The 20,587-nt window shown below is 41.9% G+C and carries 18 protein-coding genes; 11 read left to right on the top strand and 7 right to left on the bottom strand.

Going from position 1 to position 20,587, the window contains the following annotated elements:
* Positions 1–9 precede the first annotated feature (9 nt).
* Positions 10–1,266: a peptidase U32 family protein gene (locus ALKIM_RS0109025; RefSeq protein WP_026474348.1), complete on the top strand. Its 1,257-nt coding sequence runs from the start codon at positions 10–12 to the stop codon at positions 1,264–1,266.
* Positions 1,263–2,075, top strand: a complete 813-nt coding sequence (locus ALKIM_RS0109030) for a DUF2797 domain-containing protein (protein ID WP_026474349.1) — start codon at positions 1,263–1,265, stop codon at positions 2,073–2,075. Before ALKIM_RS0109025 ends, ALKIM_RS0109030 begins: the two co-directional genes overlap by 4 nt.
* Here the strand turns inward: ALKIM_RS0109030 and ALKIM_RS0109035 are convergent.
* From ALKIM_RS0109035 to ALKIM_RS0109060, 6 genes are all read right to left on the bottom strand, one after another.
* Positions 2,069–2,947, bottom strand: coding sequence for an exonuclease/endonuclease/phosphatase family protein (locus ALKIM_RS0109035; protein WP_026474350.1), 879 nt, complete (start codon positions 2,945–2,947; stop codon positions 2,069–2,071). The genes ALKIM_RS0109030 and ALKIM_RS0109035 overlap by 7 nt on opposite strands.
* A 267-nt stretch (positions 2,948–3,214) precedes the next feature.
* Positions 3,215–4,207 (bottom strand): Gfo/Idh/MocA family protein, encoded by a 993-nt coding sequence (locus ALKIM_RS0109040; protein ID WP_026474351.1) that lies wholly within the window; start codon positions 4,205–4,207, stop codon positions 3,215–3,217.
* Between the two features lie 192 nt (positions 4,208–4,399).
* Positions 4,400–7,123 (bottom strand): DUF3352 domain-containing protein, encoded by a 2,724-nt coding sequence (locus ALKIM_RS0109045; RefSeq protein ID WP_026474352.1) that lies wholly within the window; start codon positions 7,121–7,123, stop codon positions 4,400–4,402.
* A 36-nt stretch (positions 7,124–7,159) separates the two neighbouring features.
* The gene (porZ, locus tag ALKIM_RS0109050; protein ID WP_052345503.1) at positions 7,160–9,571 is read right to left on the bottom strand and encodes a type IX secretion system anionic LPS delivery protein PorZ; all 2,412 of its coding nucleotides are present in this window, start codon (positions 9,569–9,571) and stop codon (positions 7,160–7,162) included.
* Positions 9,568–10,146, bottom strand: coding sequence for an RdgB/HAM1 family non-canonical purine NTP pyrophosphatase (rdgB, locus tag ALKIM_RS0109055; RefSeq protein ID WP_026474354.1), 579 nt, complete (start codon positions 10,144–10,146; stop codon positions 9,568–9,570). Before rdgB ends, porZ begins: the two co-directional genes overlap by 4 nt.
* Before the next feature lie 200 nt (positions 10,147–10,346).
* On the bottom strand, positions 10,347–11,183 hold the full coding sequence (locus ALKIM_RS0109060; RefSeq protein ID WP_026474355.1) for a universal stress protein: 837 nt from the start codon (positions 11,181–11,183) through the stop codon (positions 10,347–10,349).
* A gap of 438 nt (positions 11,184–11,621) precedes the next feature.
* Between ALKIM_RS0109060 and ALKIM_RS0109065 the strand changes: the two genes are divergently transcribed.
* From ALKIM_RS0109065 to atpG, 9 genes are all read left to right on the top strand, one after another.
* Complete coding sequence (locus ALKIM_RS0109065) at positions 11,622–13,040, top strand: adenylate/guanylate cyclase domain-containing protein (protein WP_044118245.1); 1,419 nt, start codon at positions 11,622–11,624, stop codon at positions 13,038–13,040.
* Positions 13,041–13,430: 390 nt separating this feature from the next.
* The gene (locus tag ALKIM_RS0109070; RefSeq protein WP_026474357.1) at positions 13,431–13,805 is read left to right on the top strand and encodes a bactofilin family protein; all 375 of its coding nucleotides are present in this window, start codon (positions 13,431–13,433) and stop codon (positions 13,803–13,805) included.
* Between the two features lie 226 nt (positions 13,806–14,031).
* On the top strand, positions 14,032–14,430 hold the full coding sequence (locus ALKIM_RS0109075) for a hypothetical protein (RefSeq protein ID WP_026474358.1): 399 nt from the start codon (positions 14,032–14,034) through the stop codon (positions 14,428–14,430).
* A 30-nt stretch (positions 14,431–14,460) separates the two neighbouring features.
* Positions 14,461–15,534 (top strand): F0F1 ATP synthase subunit A, encoded by a 1,074-nt coding sequence (atpB, locus tag ALKIM_RS0109080; protein WP_026474359.1) that lies wholly within the window; start codon positions 14,461–14,463, stop codon positions 15,532–15,534.
* A 21-nt stretch (positions 15,535–15,555) separates the two neighbouring features.
* Complete coding sequence (atpE, locus tag ALKIM_RS0109085) at positions 15,556–15,762, top strand: ATP synthase F0 subunit C (protein WP_026474360.1); 207 nt, start codon at positions 15,556–15,558, stop codon at positions 15,760–15,762.
* A gap of 35 nt (positions 15,763–15,797) precedes the next feature.
* Positions 15,798–16,292, top strand: coding sequence for a F0F1 ATP synthase subunit B (gene atpF, locus ALKIM_RS0109090; RefSeq protein ID WP_026474361.1), 495 nt, complete (start codon positions 15,798–15,800; stop codon positions 16,290–16,292).
* Positions 16,293–16,336: 44 nt separating this feature from the next.
* Complete coding sequence (gene atpH, locus ALKIM_RS19280) at positions 16,337–16,879, top strand: ATP synthase F1 subunit delta (RefSeq protein WP_052345504.1); 543 nt, start codon at positions 16,337–16,339, stop codon at positions 16,877–16,879.
* A gap of 11 nt (positions 16,880–16,890) precedes the next feature.
* Positions 16,891–18,480, top strand: a complete 1,590-nt coding sequence (gene atpA / locus ALKIM_RS0109100; RefSeq protein ID WP_026474362.1) for a F0F1 ATP synthase subunit alpha — start codon at positions 16,891–16,893, stop codon at positions 18,478–18,480.
* Positions 18,481–18,495: 15 nt separating this feature from the next.
* A complete protein-coding gene (gene atpG / locus ALKIM_RS0109105) occupies positions 18,496–19,377 on the top strand; it encodes an ATP synthase F1 subunit gamma (RefSeq protein ID WP_026474363.1) in 882 nt (293 codons plus the stop codon).
* Positions 19,378–19,381: 4 nt separating this feature from the next.
* On the opposite strand, the gene ALKIM_RS0109110 is transcribed toward atpG, so the two are convergent.
* Positions 19,382–20,587, bottom strand: a complete 1,206-nt coding sequence (locus ALKIM_RS0109110) for a homoserine dehydrogenase (protein ID WP_026474364.1) — start codon at positions 20,585–20,587, stop codon at positions 19,382–19,384.

Below are 20,587 nucleotides of genomic sequence, written 5' to 3' on the forward strand. Positions count from 1 at the left end.
AGCGTTAGAATGAAACGAGAAGATTTTGAGATTATGGCGCCTGCCGGTTCGTTTGAATCGTTAATGGCCGCTATACAAGGAGGTGCCGATTCAGTATATTTTGGGGCAGGTAACCTGAATATGCGTTCGCGCTCATCGGCCAATTTTAGTCCGGAGGATTTAAAACAAATAGCAGACATTTGTCGCGACAATGGCCTTAAGTCCTATCTGACTTTGAACATTACGCTATACGATGAGGATTTGAATGAAATGAAGCGAATGGTTGATGTGGCTAAAGAGAGCGGAATTTCTGCCGTCATCGCATCTGATCAGTCCGCCATTCATTATGCCAGAAGTAAAGATGTGGAGGTTCATATCTCCACCCAGGTAAACATTTCAAATATTGAAACGCTCAAATTTTATAGCCTCTTTGCCGATGTGGTTGTGTTGGCACGCGAGCTAAACATGGAACAAGTGAAGGTGATACATGAGGCCATTGTAAGAGAAAACATCAGAGGACCCCGTGGCGAGCTTATACGAATCGAAATGTTTACACATGGCGCCTTGTGTATGGCTGTTTCGGGGAAATGTTACCTTAGTCTGCATCAGTTAAAGTCATCAGCCAATCGTGGCGCTTGCTTGCAAACATGTCGCCGGAGTTATATCGTAACCGACAAGGAGACTGGTGAGGAACTTGAGGTAGATAATCAATACATCATGTCACCCAAGGATTTAAAAACCATTCATTTTCTTAACCGGATGGTGGATGCAGGTGTAAGGGTATTCAAAATCGAAGGTCGTGCCAGAGGGCCGGAATATGTAAAAACTGTTTCCAGATGCTACAGCGAAGCCATAGAGTCTATTCTAGCTGGCACTTTTGATCAAGCCAAAATTGATGCATGGGACAAGCAGTTGGCTGCTGTATTTAACCGGGGATTTTGGGATGGATACTACCTTGGCCAAAAACTGGGAGAATGGAGTGCCAATTACGGTTCAATGGCTACTGAGCGCAAGATTTATATTGGTAAGGGAACCAATTATTTCCCCAAAATAGGAGTAGGGGAGTTCTTGCTTGAAACCCATGACCTAAGCGTAGGTGATAAGATTTTAATTACCGGCCCCACAACCGGTGCTGTTGAAATGGTTGTACCGGAGCTTCGTCTCGAGTTGAAACAGGTAGATGCCGTTAAAAAGGGTGATACGTTTTCGATGCCTGTGGAGACCAAAATTCGCCGTGCCGATAAGCTTTTTAAAATAGTAGATGCCAAGGAGATAAAACGCCAATGACCAAGCAGCGAGTAACTGGTAATTTATTAAAGATGCTGGGAGAACTCTCTGCAAACAATCGGGTGCACTATTATTTAGAGCTGGAAGGAATAACTGTAGCTGTAAACGATTTGGTAGGGCAGGAGGTTTCTCTTTTGTTTATGGATACAATCAACTGTATCTCTTGCGGAAAAGTGACCAAGAAATCGTTTGCACAAGGATTCTGTTTTTCATGTATGCAAACTGCGCCGGAGGCTGATGACTGCGTTTTGCGTCCAGCTTTGTGTAAGGCCCATTTGGGTGTTTCGCGCAACATGGAGTGGGCAAGAGGCCACTGTCTTCAGTCGCATTATGTCTATCTGGCAAATACCGGCGATGTAAAGGTTGGTGTAACCCGTGAGTCGCAAGTGCCCGTGCGTTGGATTGATCAGGGTGCCACATCTGCCGTTAAACTATGCAAAACGCCTAACCGCCACATGGCCGGTTTGATAGAACAGTACTTAAGCCGTCATTTTACCGATAAAACATCATGGAAAAAAATGGTGACCAACAATGTAGATGAAACGCTTAATCTTATTGACTTTCGCGAAAGAGCCATATCATTGTTAACACCAGAAATGAGAGCGTTTGTTTGTGAGGATGCGGCTGTGACGAGTTTGCTCTATCCGGTAGATAGATATCCTACGTCTCCGGTAAGCCTAAGTTTTGATGCCCAAAAAGAGATATCTGGAAGATTGAGCGGCGTAAAAGGCCAATATATCTTGTTTGATGATGATCGGGTACTAAATATTCGCCGCCATACAGGGTATTTAATCACATTGACTTATTGAGTTAACCAGGGAGGAACCACCATGGTTCCTTGTCGCGTGCGACGCTCAAACAGAAATCGCATCTTTACCATTACCGGCTCATGTGCAGTAAGTTTTTCTCCGTTTGCCGAAAGGGTGTTATAGCTCACGTGTTTCAATGTTTGCAAGTATCCGTTCGATAGTATTATTCCCGGCGTTATTTCATCCAAGCCATTTGCGTTTTTGCGCGCTATCTTCCTGGTTGCTGTATGTGAGCAATTTTCTAACGAAAGATATCGGTCCCAGTTTGAAGTAAGAATCTGATAGGAAGCAGAGGTTTCTGACATATTGAAACAGCCGGTTACAATTACAGGAGCGTTTCCTGCGATGTTATGGATTTTCGTTAGAAGTAAAATGGAACTTTTAACTCTGGCGCTTTCATCCAGATGGCAGAAATGTGCATTGAAAACGTAAAAAATATGTCCCGATCTAATGCTCTGTAGTTTAACCCACGAAACCGTTCGAGGTTCATTTCCACCCCATGTGAAACTTTCGGGTACTTCAGGCGTGTCTGACAACCAAAATTTTGACTTCGAAAGCAGTGTGAACCTGTCGGAGCGGAAAAGCACAGGATTCATGGTAAACTCGGTATCATCTTCATCATTTTCACCCGTAACAACCGAATATGCACCAAGCACTGTGCGAAAATCCTTCACATATTGCGGCTTAATCGCCTGCAATGTTACTATATCACTGTTTTGATCTTCAATAAATTTGATGATGCCTGGAAAGCAGAGCTCCCAATCGGCAATAGCAATTCCATTGCTACTTGCTGATATGGAGAGAACCTTAAACTGCCCGGGATTGCTACAGGCTGTCAGCAATACAAATATGCCAATTAGTAGTTTGTTCATGTCAGTTATTGAATACGGATGCGGGAATAGATATCTGCCTGATATAATTTTCCTTTCATAAAACCTGCCAGATAATCAAAAGTTTATGGGTTAAATAGCAGAAGGCATCTGTACGCGTTTAATGCATCAATGCACCATGTCTATTTCACCTATCACGGAACAAATCGTCCTGTAAGTAAAGTTAGAACAAAGCATATCAATTATCATAAAATTTACAGCAACGTATCTTTTTTATTGATAATGATAGTAATAACGACATGTGTAGGGTTAATCCGAAATGCTAACCCAGCTCCCTATTTCTGCTGATTTCCGAATGGTATCTATTACATTCATATTGCCTATGGCATCAGATAGTGGGTTTGGCATCTTTTCTCCATTTATCAAGGCCTTGGCAAAGGCATCAAACATCAATCCGTAGGCATCACTAACCGGAAAATTTACGTCGCGACTACCCTGACCGGTATTAACTGTGATAGTTGATGGCACATCCACATAACTATTAAAAGGGATATGGATTGTAATGCTGCCGGCAGTTCCTACTATATCAACCTTCTGAAAGGGCTCAGACATGGTAGAAACGTGAAAAGAGGCTCTCGCACTCCCAAAATCCAACAGCCCCGAAGTGTGCATGTCAGTTCCAAAATCGGGATGGGTTATGCTTTGAGCCAAAACGCGCAGAGGTTCCTTATCCAATAAAAACCGAGGAACAGAGATGGCGTAACATCCAATATCCATTAAAGCACCACCCCCAAAATCTTTATTGTTTCTGATGTTGGTTTCTGATGGGTTATTGTACGAGAAGGAGGTGTGAATGTATGAGATGTTTCCAATCTGGTTGGTTTTTATCAAGTTGCGCGTATGTTGCCACATTGGATGAAATTTGTACATAAAGGCCTCCATTACCGGGATACCAGTGATATTTGACACATCGGCCATTTTTTTAGCTTCTGCCTCGTCCATGCCTAGTGGTTTTTCACAAAGTACTGGTTTGCCTTGTTCAAGCGCCTTAATAGTCCACTCGGCGTGAAGATGGTTTGGAAGTGGATTGTAAATTGCATCCACATCCGGATGTGAAATGAGATCCTCGTAGTTGTTGCAAACCAAAGGAATGTTAAAATCATCAGCTACCGATTCAGCTTTTAATCTCTGACGCGATGCTATGGCGTATATGTGGCAGTTTGATGTTTTTTGCAGTGGTAGTGCAATGCGCTTTATAAAGTGATTTGAAACACCAAGCACACCAATCTTTAATTTTTTCATTGGTAATTGATTGTCATTTAGTTTATAAAGTTAAATAGCGCCTAATGTTGCTGTCCATCTCCGTAATCCAAAACCCATTGTGGTGTTATTTTTTTGCTTAAGAAACAGTGATAAGTTGACTTAAACAGCTTGTGTTTGGTGTGTCAAAAATCCCCAATTGTAGCGGACAAGCTTGTCTATTGTTTCCCCACATCATTCAATTCTGTAATTATAGAGATAATTGAACTCTCCTCCGGTGATGAGATTGAATCTGTAGGCCGATGATTTAAGAAATCCAATGCTGAAACGGCTTATTCCTTTAAGCGGGAATCCTTTATACGTGGAGCCATCTCTGTTTATAAGGTGGATTTGTCCGCCTGTTTTTTCAACAACTCCAAACTTGATGTCGTTAGCCGAAAAGCGATATAAATCCACATGTGGATGTATTGGCTCATCAAAAATAACATTGAGAGTTTCTTTACCGGCAGAATTATAAATAACCAGATTGTTACGTGTGATGTATAGATACTCCGGTGAAGTTGAAGCTGCAGGCAAAAGCGTAAACTGATGTTCTCCTGAGGTATCAATAATCTTTGTAAGCGAAGTGCTTCCTGAGGGCAGAGCAATTTTTGCCAACTCCCCATTTACCGTAGAAGTAACAAGTGCTGCCCTATCGCTGTTCTCTCCTTCAAGGAAAAAGGCCGAGAATTGGTTTCGTGTGAAAGGCACAGAGGGTACCACCCTGGTTTCCCCACGTCTGTCGAGTATGTAGTTTCTGAATTGATCGCTGAATACAATATAGTCACGCCCCTGATTGTGAAAATACTGTACAGGTGTTGACACAACTCCTTCTGTCTGAGGTAACGACCAGCCCGGGTTTCGATTCCCTGTTTTATCGAACAGGTAAATGCGTTTATCGGCCAAGGCCAGAAATATTCGATAATCTTTGTTGTTTTCGTAATCGAATACGGCCAGTCCGTTTGTTGCTTTGGCAGGCAAAGTAAATGGATACCGCGCTACATGGTTGCCGTTTCGGTCAAGCAAATAGATGCGATCAGCTGTATTAAAAAGGTATTGCAATTTGTTGTTTCTGTAATAGTCTATCTGAGATATTTCGCTTATGATTGGGCCGTCGAGCGGGCGCTTCCACAACACACGCCCCATATTGTTTATCAGATATAGATTGTAGGATGCATCCTGCACAAGAATCTCTTTTTCTCCGGAAACGTGGTTGTCTACCAGAGCGGGTTTGCCAATGATGGCTGAGTCGAGCCTGCTCTGCCAAATCGTGCGTGGCTCTTTGTCTCTGTGTGGAGCGTGGTTGGCATGCAGTGTGGTGTATGTTAAATCACCTGCTGCCGACATCTGAATTCCAATACCATAAAAATTGGCCAGTGCCTTATTCTGCTCATTGGTTGGATTAAAGTGCGTGCGATTCAGGTGTTTGTTGGATAAGTTAAATATAAAAGGAATCTCGGCGAAAAGGGAAAAGTTCTCCTGATAGGAAAAGTTTTCGGTGAAGGGGGCATAATATGGATGTGCCGAAAGTGTTTTATTCAGAATGTTGGCATACATGAAACTACCGATAGCCTCCGCACTATTAGCAAACACAAGATAATTTCGATAAAAGGCAAAATAGCGTGCCGGAACTTCCGGGAAGAGAAAACCCCAGAACTGTTGCATCATCAATGGGTCTGGTGTTTCATAAACAGGAAACCGTGTTTGGTTATCCAGCTCTGTCCATCCGAATGGTTGCGTGCTTTTACCATTTTTTGTCATCATTTCCTGTAAAGCCTGCAACGCAGCCGATTGTCCGGAAGTGAAAAAGACCAACAGTTTGTTGTTGTGAGGATTTCGGTTGTCAGGTTCTGTGTAAATTAATGCACACTCTCTTTCGATGAAAGAGAAGAAGAGATCCGCAAACTCTGCATTGTGCTTTCTCTTAAATGCTGCTGATTGTTGCGTATAGGTTTCGTTTCGGTCACTTTTCGTTATTAAGCTCACAAGATTGTCCTTAAAACGCTCCTTTGTATGCAGTGAGTAACTCATCATAAACTTGGTGGATGCAGGCAACACTCCCGAAATCTCATTCTTCTGAGGTGAAATGCCATCAAACAGTTTGGTAAACAGGGAGTCTCCGGTGCCAAAAGTAAAGCCATTCAGATATATGCCGTCATTTCTGATGTCCAAATCAAGCTCAGTCCAATCCGACACCCGGTTTAGAAATGGTGCTGAAAACAAATCGGATGTGTACTCTTGTAGATGATTGAAATTGAGATAGACAGACGTAGTGTTGGAGGTGAATGACGTTTTATGGATTTTTTTAAAGGACGCATCATCCAGTAAAGAGATGTTTCTTTTTCTCTGTTTTACTGATGCAGACAACAACGATTCTGAATTTGAAATGGAGAGAATGCCTCGATATGCCAAAACGTAAACAGGTATCGGAATCAACTTACTATCTTTAATTAGGGTTATGGTTACCCCCTCTTTTTTTACTTGTTGCGATGATGTTGAAAAGGAGCTTATTAACCGGTTAATTTCATTGGCTTCTGCTCTGGTTTTTATTGCGCAGCTTACAATCCAACTTTTATCATCTTCATCGGTATGGAGCGACAGTGTAAAAGGCCTTTTCTTAAGTTTGTTAATCGGATTGTTTTTTAAAACGAATGCAGAATCCAAAAACGCTGTAATTTTTCTGATGGTTCGGAAACTCTCGAAATGAATAAGATCGGCGGTGAAGGTTGTATTTGAGGAAAGTGACCCACTCAGTTTTTCAGGATTGTTTATTTGAAGTATGATGGCAGCGTTTACCGGAACAGCAGATACCGGGTCGTTCTCTTCAAATCGTTGCCCCTTACGAACATACAGGAAAGCTATAACAATGATGATAACAAGCGATATGATACCAGCAATTGTCAAGTTTTTTCTGAGCATATTTAACCGGTTTAGATGAGTTTCAATTTTAGTCTCTTACCTTATAATTGCTACCTTGGTTACAGCTGATTGACTACCGTCTTCACTGGCTACAAATATCAGGTAAACACCTGATTTAACAGAATCTCCCCAAAGATTTCTTCCATCCCAGAAGGCTTGTCCGCCCACCGATGAGGTTTCATATACCAGTTTCCCGGAAACATCGGTAATCTTAACATTGGTTTTAGCAACCAACCCGGTGATGGTGATGTTTCCATTAAAGCCCGGTCTGACAGGGTTTGGATAAACGTACATGTCCGAATAGCTATTACTTCCTCGCGTGGCAGTTCCCTTGAAAGAGATAAGGCCATTATTGGTTGCAATATAAACCTCTCCAGACCTTTCGTCGATGGTAATTGCGGATATATAGTCTGATGGCAAAGGACTGTTTGAGGTGTTGAATGCATGTATCTCCTTTGTTCCATCGGCAGAAACCAGAAAAAGTCCATTCCCCTGTGTGCCTAGCCATTTACGATTGGCCGGGTCGATGGCTATTGCACTGACTATTTCGTTTCCTAAAAGAAAATCCGCATAAATTGAACCATCTCTGCGAGGTACTTTAATTCTGGAAAATACAGGCTTTTCACGTGTAAAAATTGTTTGTGGCTGATACTGAACAACAATGCCACGGTCTGTTCCCATCCAGATGTGTCCATTCTGGTCTTCAGCCATTGAGTAGATGTTGTTTGTTATCTCACTTCCTTCCTCATCCCAAAGCAGTAATTGTCCTTTGTTTCTATTATCCTGATCTAATGAAGGAGGAATGGCTCCACGATAGCGATCGTCACTTTGGTCTTTTGGTGTGTTGTTAACATTCCACACAAATAATCCCTTAGCTCCTTTGGAAACAGTTAATCCTTCGCGAAAGATAGATAACCAGATATCTCCATTTGATGTAATCAATAAGGGTGCTAAGCCTTGTGTAAGTGCCGGAATATAGTAACTATATCGAATCCAGAGGTTTTCGTCAGGATAAAAAGCTACAATGGCATTGTTTACAGATGAGTTTGTAGCCCACAACACATTGTTTCTATCAAAAGCAGTAGCAGCTACTCTCACAAATCTTCTATTGTCGCCCGTGGCACTTTGCAAGCCGTTTGGAGGGATAAAATAGTTGTTGGTAACTTTCAAGTCTCCTTCCTGAGCAGTCACTTCAAAAATACCGCTGCCCCAAGAGTTGATGAAGACATTGTCCTGGTTTTTTGGGTTTTCGGTGATGCTCATTAAATCAACAGCTCCGGCAAATAGTGCTGTATTTTGTCGTGTGAAATATTTCCATCCAGTTGGAGTAAGGACTGACACTGATGCCGTAGTGTTGGTGTTATTCCATGTTGTGCTTGTGCCTCCTGGAACAGTCCACAATTTATCGCCAATGAATCTGGCCTGAAACACATAATTATTGAGTGGCCCTGCTGGTAAATATTGACTATAAATGCCTGTTGGTTCCAGATTGAGCAGACCTAGGTTGAAATCAGCAATCCAGAGTTGATTGTTACTACTGATATGTGCATCCCTAAAAGATGGGGTAAATGCTTGTCCGTTTATGGTTGGGCTTTCGATGGTTTGCGTTAACTGAAAATTGTTGTTGTAAACTCTAATGGCATTACTGCTTATGGAAACAATGCGATCACTGTAGGTTCTGAGCTTAATAAAAGTAGATACATTTGCTATGTTTGTTGTGGCGTCATTTCTCAGAAACATTAAGGTACAGGTTTCACGAATAGATCCTCTCGACACTACAAATCCATTTCCGAAAGAGCTTATAGAGTTATATGATAAATTATCGGGTGAATACAGACTCCAGGCATCGTAAATTTGTATGTTTGGAGCGTCTAGTCGTGCTCGTAATACTCCTTTTTCAGTTGCAGCATACAAATAGTCAGCATCACTGGTAATTTGAAAAATCTTCAGGTCAGAAGCGTTTTCTCCGATGAAATAAGTCGATTCAAACTCAAACTTTTTTAAATCGACAACCAGAATGGCAAAATCGGTAGCGCAATAAGCTTTATCACCAATGGTGTGAATGTGGTTAATGCGTTTGCTGCCATCCATCTGCCTAATTTTCAGGTCGTTGATGTTCGTTGTAGTGCCATTTTGAAGCACATCAATGTTCCCGTTTGTGTATCCAATTATTATAGATTGCCTGGAAGGCACATGGTTTACAGTGGAGATGCCATAGTCTGAAAGCCCATTTATTCGGGTAAGTGTACTTAAGGAATAGTCCGATTTTTCGAGTATTATCAATCCCATGCTGGTAGCGCCAATTACCTGCGTTGGTGTTTCAATGATTTCAAAGCAATTGTTATATGCAAAGTGTGATCGCCATTCTCCGGTTCGCAACACTTCTTCCCCATTTACAAAAAGAAAGGAGGATAACAACAAAATGAAACTCAAAATGTGCTTGATCATTGAATCGATATTAAGTGTGCAATTAATTTTTCTACTGCTCGTCCGCGGTGGCTTATTTTGTTCTTTTGTGCAGCATCCATCTCGGCAAAGGAGCAGCTGAAGCCTTCCGGCTTAAATATGGGGTCATATCCAAAGCCCATATTTCCTGATGGCGTATGCAGAATTTGTCCTTCTACAACTCCCTCAAAAAGATACTCTTCGCCTTCTATAATGAGTGCTATTACAGTTTTAAACCGGGCTGATCTGTTTGGTTGGTCTTTCATTAACATCAGAACCTTGGCCATGTTTTTTTGTGCATCTTTCTCTTCGCCTGCAAACCTGGCAGATAAAACACCAGGATCACCTCCCAGGGCATCAATTTCAAGTCCGGTATCATCTGCAAAAACATTGTAATTGAAATGGTTGTAGATGGTGCGAGCTTTTATGAGGGCGTTTTCAGTAAGATTGCTTCCTGTTTCTTCAATGTCGTGATGGTATCCAATGTCGTTAAGGCTCAACAATTCTGTGGAGCTGTTAAGAAGCTCTAAAATCTCCTGAAGTTTGTGATTGTTATGTGTGGCAAAAACCAGTTTCATTCTTAGCCGGTGTTTGTTTAATGGTAGAACTAAAATTTAGGAAGTTTGTTGTGTTTTTTCTTTAACATATCTGTTTCACACAATTATATCCCTAAACTACTTGATGCGAAAATATAAAAATAATCTGAGATATATTATAAAAAACCCTCCGTTCAGCCAGTGGCCGGGAGGGTTTGATTTATATAAATTGGCAATTGGGTTTACCCAAAGTTGCCATAACCATATTTCATGAGATCGGTGCGCGGGTTAATCACCATAACCGGTATTTTGGCTGAGTTGGCTATCATATATTGTTCTTGAGCACCAAGCACATAATCGTGAAATGCTATGTCACGGGTGGTCATAATGATGATGAGGTCAGCATCCCGGCTCTGCGCAAAATCGAGTGTTTCCTGACTAAACGACGCATCATTTTTTGAGAGCACCAATTCATAGTTAATATTCCGCTCTTCCAGAAAGGCTTTACAAAACACCAAATTGGCCTTTGTGCGCGGATCAACCACGCCCTCTTTGGATGTTGCCGAAAAGAGATAGATTTTTGACGGAAAATATTTGGCCATAAATTGTGCCCACTTGAGTTTTTCCTTGTTTTCCGATTTAAAGTCAACCGGAAAAACCAGCTTTATCTCTTCTTCCGCTGACTTTGGCGGCTCTTGCACAACCAGAAAAGGGATTTTTGAACCTACAATTACTTTTAAAGCCCAACTGCCGGTCAGTTTCTGAAGCCCTTTCATTCCATGGGTTCCCATCACAATCAGAGTAGCTTCCACTTCATGAGCCACCTGGTTAATGGTTTTAAAAATCGAACCCTCCTTGACCAAACAAGCTGGTTTGACGTTGTAAGTCTCGTTAATTTTTTGAGCCTCGGCAGTTAACTGTTGCTCAAGCTCGTTGATTTCAGTATCTTTTTTAGCGATATGCAAGAGTGTAATTCCCGTATCTAATCTTTTAGAAAGGTTCACTGCATGGGCTACAGCATTCATGGCCACTTCCGTGAAGTCGTAAGGCACAATTATGCTATGATTCAGGGCTTCCATATTGTAATCTGTTCAGAGTTAAATTTTGCGAATTAAATATAGTACATTTGGTAAAACAAACACACTTTTGAATAATTAATTTTATAAAGCATCGATTTTATAGGGTGAATTTTCATAGGCATCTACGAGAGAAGCGACAGAATGTTTACAGAATCGCGCTTTTTTTCACTATATAGAATGAGTGTTGATAATATTTCATGACACTTTCAATTATTTGGTATATGGATACACTGTTTGGAGGAAGTTTTTCTTAAATTACACCTATATATTATTAGGTTCATCTCCTTGTAAGTTCAAGTTGTGGGTTTATTGTTTTATCCAATTGCAGGATAGAATATTGCAGCGTACCTATTCAATTGATTTTCGATTGTAATAAGGATGTTCATTGGTTTTTATTGTATTAGCTCGTTCATTGTTGTTAAACTATTGGTGGGGATTATGGTGTTGATAGTATTATTCTCGGTAATTGCATTGTTGGTGATTCTTTATTATTTACGGCAATATTTTTTCCGTAAAGTAGAGGAGTTGGCAGCGGAGCGGGTCAGTCAGGCATTGCAGGTAAAAGAAAAAGCCATGCGCATCCGAAGTGGGTATGATCAGGAGGGTATGAACGTTTCTGAAGGCGCAAAAATTAAGCCGGTAAAGTATAATAGCGTTACTGTCTTGTTTGCCGATATACAAGGTTTTACAAAAATTGTAGAACACCTGAACCCCGAAGTACTTATTGATGAACTTGATCATTTCTTTTTCAAGTTCGATTCTGTTGTAGAGAAGCATGGCATCGAAAAGATTAAAACCATTGGAGATGCCTATATGGCTGCAGGCGGAATTCCGGGGAAAAGTAGCACACACCCCGTAGAGATGGTTTTGGTTGCACTCGAAATACAGAATTATATGCAGCAGCTGCGAGCAAGAAAAATACGTGAGCATCAAGACTTCTGGGAGCTGAGAATTGGAATTCATACCGGACCGGTTATTTCCGGGAAAGTGGGACGAAACAAGGCCAGTAACGACATCTGGGGTGACACAGTAAACATTGCAAGCAGGATGGAGTCTTCCGGTGTGGCCGGAGAAATCAATATTACCGGTACAACCTATCAATTGGTAAGGGACTTTTTTATTTGCGAGTATCGCGGTAAGATGCCGGTTAAATATAAGGGAGAGATAGATATGTATTTCATCAAAGGCATAAACCCGGAACTTTGTGAAGAGGGGACAAAGGATGTTCCAAATGAATTGTTCAACATCAGGTTGCAACACATCCGGTTTATCGATTTGGAGATGGCTGTGCTTGAACGATTGGAGAAGGAACTCCCCCAAAATGTTTCCTATCACAACGTAAAGCATACTATTGATGTCGTAACACAAGTGGAAATCATAGGTCGTGGTGAAGGTGTGAGTGAAGAGGAGTTGTTGCTTCTTAAAACTGCTGCACTGATGCACGACACAGGTTTTCTTATAACCTACAACGACCATGAAACCAATAGTATAGAGCTTTCGGCTGATGTTCTGAAACGGTTTAAATATACCCCTTCGCAAATTGATCAGATTGCGCGGTTGATAGAAGTTACGAGACCCAAAGCCCGCCCTGTTAATAAGCTTCAGGCCATTTTAAAAGATGCTGATCTGGACTATCTCGGACGCAGCGATTTCCTTATTCTGTCTGACAATCTTTATAAAGAACTTACCGAGTATAATGGAAAAATGAGTTCTCCTGAATGGAATCAAAAACAGCTCGATTTTCTTTCCCGTCACCGTTACTATACCGAAACGGCGAGAAAAATGAGGCAAGTTAACAAAGATAAACAGGTTGAAATGCTTAAAGAACTGATTCCTGTAAAAGACCAGAGAAGTTAATTATTACCCTATAATTATACCATTTTCACGCGCTTTGCTTCCATGCGGCATTCAATTTTTTTATATTTGTTCAGAATAATACATTATTATCGGTTAGGTAATTGATGCAATGGTTGTTTTAGAATCCTTTATCGGATATTTAGGAGAGTAAGTTTAGATTGAATACAGATAGCACTCTCATCTTTGACCTAAAGGCACGAGTTTTGCATGGTGCGGAGTTGTTTTGAGACTACCACCTGTATAATATTTTCAAGTAAACCGATAATCGGGGTTCTATATCCACAAGAGCTAAAATGGAAAAGATTAGCAGGTAGAAGTCTGACCCTAATTTTGGGGTTCTTAGAGTTTGACGCGTTTTTTCTATATCTATAACACATAAAAAATTGAACAATGAAAAACTACGAAGCGGAAAGCAAATTGCCAAATATGATTGGGCCGGGTACCAAAATAGTTGGTAATATTGAGACCAACGGAGATATCCGCATTGATGGAAACATCGAAGGCAACATTAACTCCAAAGGAAAAGTAGTTATTGGCAACAATGGTTTTGTAAAGGGTGAAATAGTTTGCAGCAATGCCGAAATTGCCGGAACACTTAATGGTAAGGCTACCGTTTCCGAACTGCTTTCGCTTAAAGCCAGTTCCAAAGTAAATGGTGATATCAAATCGGGTAAACTTTCTATTGAGCCTGGTGCCATATTCTCAGGAACCTGCACAATGGGCGGAAATGCGCCAACAATCCCGCTCCGCGAAGAGAAAAAGTAGTATGATTAAAAGGGTGACATCAGTTAGCTTTGATTTTTAATAGATAAGATAATAGGCTGGTCGCTTTTTAAAATATTTCACGCACTCATAAATACCATGTATCATGCCCCCGTTAAGAGGTTTTGGTTGATAACACACTGGTAGTTATAAATAATTAGCAAAAATGTCGATAAGGATTATACTTCTTATCGGCATTTTTTTTATTTTACCATAAAATATAAATCACATGATTAGACTATTGATCAAGGAAATTATTTTAGGTGCTGTTATTCTGGTTGGCGGATTACTCTTTTTCCAATCCATTGGTCTTGCAATTTGGACCAAATGGATAATTTTTTCGTTTGTGCTTACTGCACTTTTTACCACCGGAACAGTTTTGTTTAAACTGTTGAAGTTGAGCAAGTCAGAATGGACTGGGTTGTCGTTTGCAGGCATAACATTGGTCAATCAATTAATTCTTTTAATTCTTTTATTCATTTTTCTTGAACCTGAAGAGACAAATCATCGTATAGTGGCAAAAGTTGGGATTGGGATTTATCTGATTTTCCTCGGAATCGATACCTTCTGGAAATTGAAATGGTTACTCCCGCCAAAAACAAATGGGGATAGTGCCGGGAACATATAAACACATTCATTTGAAAAAGCACTCGCGTCAATGAGAGCAGCAGGTCTATTTTTCTTTTTGATAGCGACAATATTGCCGCTGCAAGTAAATGCTTCAGTGGCCGGGGAAAAGTCCGGTCAGTTTGATGCAACTGAAATGATTATGCATCACATTGCCGATGCACATGAATTTCATATTGTGACATACACCAAGGCTTCGGGGGAAGAGGTTCACATCTCAATGCCTTTACCAGTAATAATTTGGCATAGTGGCCGGTTTCACGCCTTCATGTCATCGCGGTTCCATGGCGGTAAGAATCTGGTGCCCGTTGAAGGTGCATACCTTAAATTGTATCACGGAAAAATTTATCTTACCAATGTAGAAGGAACAATCCATTACAATGAAAAGGGAGAAGTAGCTAACGCAAAGCCATTAAATTTCTCTATCACCAAGAATGTGGCGAGCATGTTTTTGGGCAGTTTTTTAATTTTCCTGATTTTTGGAACAGCAGCCAAAAGATATTCTAAACGAGGCGGTTTGGCTGTGCCCAAGGGAATTCAGTTGCTTGTTGAGCCCATTATCCTATTTGTGAGAGATGATATTGCCCGTGAGCAAATAGATGCGCGAAAGGCTGATTTGTTTATGCCCTACCTTCTTACCCTCTTCTTTTTTATCTGGATTAATAACCTTATTGGATTGATACCATTTTTCCCGGGTGGTGCAAACCTATCCGGAAATATATCCTTTACACTCACCTTGGCAGTGATGTCTTTTTTTGCTATAAATATTTTCGGATCAAAGCATTACTGGAAGGAAGTTTTAATCGCACCAGGCATTCCGTTTTTTGTGAAGATTTTTCTTGTGCCAGTTGAGATTATAGGATTGATTACCAAGCCATTTGCACTTATGTTGCGTTTGTTTGCCAACATTACTGCAGGCCATATTATCATACTCAGCTTAACCTCCATGATATTTATAATGCAATCGGTTTATGCCGCGCCAATGACCATACTGTTATCGTTGATAATGTATTCTCTGGAGTTTTTGGTGGCTATTCTGCAAGCTTATATATTCACTTTATTAACCTCACTGTTCATTGGCATGGCAGTGAATGAACATCATTAATCAAACTAAAACTTTTTTAACATGGAAGGATTGAATTTAACCCCTTTTGGCTTAGGCCTGATTGTTTTCTCTGCTGCTTATGGTATTAGTAGAATAGCGCAAGCCGCTATGGAAGCTATGGCCCGTCAGCCCGAGATCAGCTCAAAAATTCAAACCGCAATGATTGTGGTTGCTGCGTTAATTGAAGGAGCTACACTTTTTGCCATTGTTGTGGCGTGGCTGGGATAAGGTAATCGTTTTTGCACTAACCAAATTGTTGTATTATGGGACTTTTGATGCCGGATCCCGGGTTGGTTTTCTGGACCTCCTTTTCATTTCTCACGTTACTCATTTTGTTGAGAAAGTACGCCTGGAAACCAATCCTAAGGGCGCTTAAAGTGAGGGAGGAGTACATAGAGTTTTCGCTGAAGGACGCCGACCAGGCTCGTGAAGAGTTGCGCAAACTATCAGATACCCGCAAACAGATGATAGAAGCATCTCGTTTGGAAAGGGAGAAGATGATACGTGAAGCGCGCGACCTCAGGGAGGAAATAATCAGGGAAGCAAGAACCGCGGCCGAAGCCGAATCTACCCGAATGATAGAGCAAGCCCGTGCCCAGATACAACGCGAGCGTAAGGAGTCTTTATCTGAAATTAGGCAGCAAATAGGGTTAATATCACTCGAAATTGCTGAGAAGATTCTGAAGCAGGAACTTGCCAGTGATGAAAAACAGAAACATGTAATTAATGAATACCTCAATCAGGTGAATTTTAACTAATTTTGATTGTACGGTTCATCGAATTTAACAAACCATTCGTATAAATGAATGCAAGCCTGATAGCCATGCGGTATGCCAATGCGCTCTTTCAATTGGGGAAAGTAGATGAATTGGTGCTCGATTCCATTTACATCGACTGTTCCTACTTAAAGGGGGTCATGAAGGAGTCGCAGGATCTTGATCAATTTTTACGCAACGCATTGATTAAGCCAGGCAAAAAGATCCAGGTTTTTCATGGTATTTTTGAAAAGCAATTGCATGTATATACACTCAAGTTTATTGATTTGGTTATCAATAACAACAGAGAGGTACTTCTAAGTAGTATCCTTCTCAATTTTATCGAGATGTATCGCAGGTTTAAGGGCATTAAAACCGTTACGGTAATAACAGCTGTGCCCATCGATGATAAAATGCATCAGGCTATTTGTGAGAGTATAGGCAGGCAGTTTAGCTGTTTGGCCGAACTCGAATGCCGCGTTGACCCTGATATTATCGGTGGCTTGGTGCTTATGATGGATGGCAAAATGGTTGATGGCAGTATAACGGGGCAGTTGCGCTCTATGAAAAAGAAATTGTTGACTAATTAGAAGTTCAGCTAATGGAACAAATCAAACCTTCTGAGGTCTCTGACCTTTTGCGCAAGCAGATTGAGGGATTTCAATCATCTTCCCAGTTGGAGGAAGTTGGGACGGTTCTTCAGGTGGGAGACGGAATTGCCCGGGTATATGGCCTGACCAATGTAAAATCCAACGAACTTGTTGAGTTGGATAGATGCATGGGTGTGGTTCTTAACCTGGAGCAGGATAACGTCGGAATTGTGCTTTTTGGTCCTTCCCATCTGGTTCGCGAGGGCGACGTGGTGCGCCGTACCGGACGAATCGCATCCATACGCGTGGGCGATGGTATGGCGGGTCGTGTGGTGAATTCCCTTGGAGAACCGCTTGACGGAAAAGGCCCCGTACTTGGTGAATTGTACGAGATGCCACTGGAACGTAAAGCTCCCGAGGTGATTTTCAGGCAGCCCGTTAAAGAACCATTGCAAACCGGACTAAAGGCCATTGATGCCATGACACCTATCGGTCGTGGCCAGAGGGAGCTGATCATTGGCGACCGGCAAACCGGGAAAACGGCCATTGCGCTTGATACCATCATCAACCAAAAAGCCTTTTACGATAAAGGGGAGCCGGTATTTTGTGTATATGTTGCCATTGGTCAGAAAGGTAGTACCGTGGCACAAATTGTAAAAACCCTTGAGCAGCATGGCGCCATGGACTACACGGTTGTGGTGATGGCCACCGCCTCAGATCCTGCTGCCATGCAGTTTTACGCACCTTTTACCGGAACAGCTATTGGAGAATTTTTTCGCGACACTGGCCGTCACGCACTGATTATTTATGATGATTTATCAAAACAGGCGGTTTCATATCGCGAAGTATCATTGCTTTTGAGGCGCCCACCCGGGCGGGAGGCATTCCCCGGTGATATTTTTTACCTGCATTCACGCTTGCTGGAGCGTGCAGCAAGAATTATCGATTCGAAAGAGATTGCTTCAAAGATGAACGACCTACCTGCTTCCATCGCAAGCATTGTAAAAGGTGGCGGTTCGCTCACTGCCCTGCCAATTATCGAAACACAGGCAGGTGACGTATCGGCATATATCCCAACCAACGTGATATCTATTACCGATGGGCAGATTTTTCTTGAATCGTCGTTGTTTAATGCCGGCATTCGACCCGCAATTAACGTGGGAATATCCGTTTCCCGTGTTGGTGGTAATGCTCAAATTAAGCCAATGAAGAAAGTGGCCGGCACATTGAAACTCGATCAGGCACAGTATCGCGAGCTTGAAGCTTTCTCCAAATTCGGTTCTGATCTTGATCTTGCAACCATGGCGGTGTTGGATAAAGGGCGCAAGAATGTTGAACTTTTAAAACAGCCACAATATAAGCCTATGGCAGTAGCGCAACAGGTAGCTCTGATTTTTTGTGGAACCAGAGGTTTACTTCGCGATGTGCCTATGGATAAAATACAGGAATTTGAGCACGATTTTATTCAGAATCTGGAGCTGAGGCATGGTGTTGTGTTGGAGAGTATTACTGCCGGAAAACTGGATGATGATATTGAGGCATTACTGCGTGATGTGGCAGAGGATCTTTGTGTGAAATACAGAGTTCACGACCAGGAGTAATTTTTTCAGACTAAGATGGCAAACCTTAAAGACATACGCACCCGCATAAATTCGGTTAAGACCACCCGTCAGGTGACGAGTGCCATGAAGATGGTTTCTGCTGCCCGATTGAAAAAGGCGCAGGATGATATCTCGCACATCAGGCCTTTTACCAGTCGTTTGGCATCAATTATCCAAGACTTAACCAGCGCGATTGATGAGAAGATACCTGTTTCATATACCGTGAGCGGGAAAGGCAAATTAACTCTGGTGCTTGCAATAGCATCCAACCGCGGGTTGTGTGGTGGGTTCAACATAAACGTGGTGAAGGAGGTACAAAGTCTTTTATCAGGTAAATTGCGCGATGAATATCGCAAAGGGAATGTATTGGTTGGTGTAATGGGCAAACAGATTGAGAAACTCTTTAAGTCACGCGACATCAAGGCAGATTTTATATATCATGAATTGCTCTTTTCTGCCTCTTACGAATCGATTTCAGGATTGGCCAATGAGTTGATGTTAGAGTTTAAGGAGGGAAATCTGAAGGAGGTGATACTGGTGTATAATGAGTTTGTGAACGCAGCTGTTCAGGCGGTACAAGTACAACAGTATCTGCCATTTGCCGTGCCAAAGTCAGATACTGCTGATGAACTTCTTGATTATATTCTGGAGCCGGATCCAGTCAGCATCATCGATTCTCTTATTCCCAAGATGCTTCAGACCATGCTTTACCAGGTAGTGCTTGAATCTTTGGCATCGGAACATGGGGCACGGATGACCTCTATGCATAAAGCAACAGACAATGCTTCGGATCTTATTCGTGATTTGCAACTAAGTTATAACAAGGCCCGCCAGACTGCCATTACCAATCAGATAGTGGAAATAACCGGCGGAGCCGAGGCTTTAAAAGGAGGCTAGCCTCCTAATAGTTTAACGATTTTCCGGTAGCTGCTATGAACAGATCTTTATTGTTTCGTAGCAGCTCCTTTTTTTGTATCAGGCAGCTAAGCTTTACAAATCCTATTTTATAGGAATGCACAGGTCCCTGGTAGGCTTCGGAAACCGATTGAAAATCGATGAGCTTTAGGACGTCCGGATGGTTGTAGCGAAGGTAAATCTCAATGGCACCATCCTTAAAATAGTTAAAACCCTCAAAATAGTTGGCCTTTTTATACTCATACCGATAGTTGTGCATCAATGCCGTAATGTCGGATAGCACAGCCGACCCGGTTGGATGGCCGCCTGCTCCTTTACCAAACATAAACTGCTTGTCGTAGGCCAGGCCTTTTATTACCACGCCATTAAATTCGTCTTCTACACTGTAAATATATTTGTCGCGTGCCACAAAGCGTGGCAACACAAAGAGGGTGATTTTTTTATCGCGCAAGCGTTCCACCTGACCCACCAGTTTGATTTTAAAACCTTTCTCGCGGGCATAGCGGATGTCAAAGTCGGATATGTTTGAGATGCCGTAATTCAATACTTCATCGGGATTTATTACCACACCAAAGCTGTGCATGGTAAGAATGATGAGTTTGAAGAGCGAATCGAAGCCATCTACATCGAAAGATGGGTCAGCCTCTGCAAACCCTAAGTCCTGAGCTTCTTTTAGCGCCTCGGTGTAAAGTTTGTTGTGGTCAAAAACCTTGGAGAGGATGTAGTTGGATGAGCCGTTGAGAATTCCGGTTACAGACAGAAGCAGGTCGTTGTCGTAATACTCCTCCAGACTACGTATGACAGGGATACTACCACATGCCGACGCTTCATAAAGCAAGGATACGTTGTGCTTTTTCTGGAGCTCAATCATCTCCTTCATGTTTTCGGCAATCATTTTTTTATTGGCCGAAACAACGTTTTTGCCTTTGCTGAGAGCCGTTTTTACTATCTGATAAGCTTCCTGAGAATCGTTGATAAGTTCAACTACGGTATTTATTTCCGGATCGTTAAGTATGTCATTGGCATCGTAGCAAAAAAGCTCTTCGGGTAAACCTCTCTCTTTCTTATTTTTGACACATATTTTGGAGATGGCCTTATCGAGCGCCGGGCTTTGGCTTATCACGTCGTACAGGCCTTGTCCCACCACACCAAATCCAAATAATCCGATGTTAATTTTCTGTTGACTGGTCAT

The organism is Alkaliflexus imshenetskii DSM 15055 (assembly GCF_000517065.1).
GTDB classification, from domain to species: domain Bacteria; phylum Bacteroidota; class Bacteroidia; order Bacteroidales; family Marinilabiliaceae; genus Alkaliflexus; species Alkaliflexus imshenetskii.

What these genes read in the sequence shown, in the direction of transcription:
- ALKIM_RS0109025 (WP_026474348.1), top strand. Translation starts at nt 10, where the DNA reads ATGAAACGAGAAGATTTTGAGATTATGGCGCCTGCCGGTTCGTTTGAA.
- ALKIM_RS0109030 (WP_026474349.1), top strand. Translation starts at nt 1,263, where the DNA reads ATGACCAAGCAGCGAGTAACTGGTAATTTATTAAAGATGCTGGGAGAA.
- ALKIM_RS0109035 (WP_026474350.1), bottom strand. Translation starts at nt 2,947, where the DNA reads ATGAACAAACTACTAATTGGCATATTTGTATTGCTGACAGCCTGTAGC.
- ALKIM_RS0109040 (WP_026474351.1), bottom strand. Translation starts at nt 4,207, where the DNA reads ATGAAAAAATTAAAGATTGGTGTGCTTGGTGTTTCAAATCACTTTATA.
- ALKIM_RS0109045 (WP_026474352.1), bottom strand. Translation starts at nt 7,123, where the DNA reads ATGCTCAGAAAAAACTTGACAATTGCTGGTATCATATCGCTTGTTATC.
- porZ (WP_052345503.1), bottom strand. Translation starts at nt 9,571, where the DNA reads ATGATCAAGCACATTTTGAGTTTCATTTTGTTGTTATCCTCCTTTCTT.
- rdgB (WP_026474354.1), bottom strand. Translation starts at nt 10,146, where the DNA reads ATGAAACTGGTTTTTGCCACACATAACAATCACAAACTTCAGGAGATT.
- ALKIM_RS0109060 (WP_026474355.1), bottom strand. Translation starts at nt 11,183, where the DNA reads ATGGAAGCCCTGAATCATAGCATAATTGTGCCTTACGACTTCACGGAA.
- ALKIM_RS0109065 (WP_044118245.1), top strand. Translation starts at nt 11,622, where the DNA reads ATGGTGTTGATAGTATTATTCTCGGTAATTGCATTGTTGGTGATTCTT.
- ALKIM_RS0109070 (WP_026474357.1), top strand. Translation starts at nt 13,431, where the DNA reads ATGAAAAACTACGAAGCGGAAAGCAAATTGCCAAATATGATTGGGCCG.
- ALKIM_RS0109075 (WP_026474358.1), top strand. Translation starts at nt 14,032, where the DNA reads ATGATTAGACTATTGATCAAGGAAATTATTTTAGGTGCTGTTATTCTG.
- atpB (WP_026474359.1), top strand. Translation starts at nt 14,461, where the DNA reads ATGAGAGCAGCAGGTCTATTTTTCTTTTTGATAGCGACAATATTGCCG.
- atpE (WP_026474360.1), top strand. Translation starts at nt 15,556, where the DNA reads ATGGAAGGATTGAATTTAACCCCTTTTGGCTTAGGCCTGATTGTTTTC.
- atpF (WP_026474361.1), top strand. Translation starts at nt 15,798, where the DNA reads ATGGGACTTTTGATGCCGGATCCCGGGTTGGTTTTCTGGACCTCCTTT.
- atpH (WP_052345504.1), top strand. Translation starts at nt 16,337, where the DNA reads ATGAATGCAAGCCTGATAGCCATGCGGTATGCCAATGCGCTCTTTCAA.
- atpA (WP_026474362.1), top strand. Translation starts at nt 16,891, where the DNA reads ATGGAACAAATCAAACCTTCTGAGGTCTCTGACCTTTTGCGCAAGCAG.
- atpG (WP_026474363.1), top strand. Translation starts at nt 18,496, where the DNA reads ATGGCAAACCTTAAAGACATACGCACCCGCATAAATTCGGTTAAGACC.
- ALKIM_RS0109110 (WP_026474364.1), bottom strand. Translation starts at nt 20,587, where the DNA reads ATGACCAGTCAACAGAAAATTAACATCGGATTATTTGGATTTGGTGTG.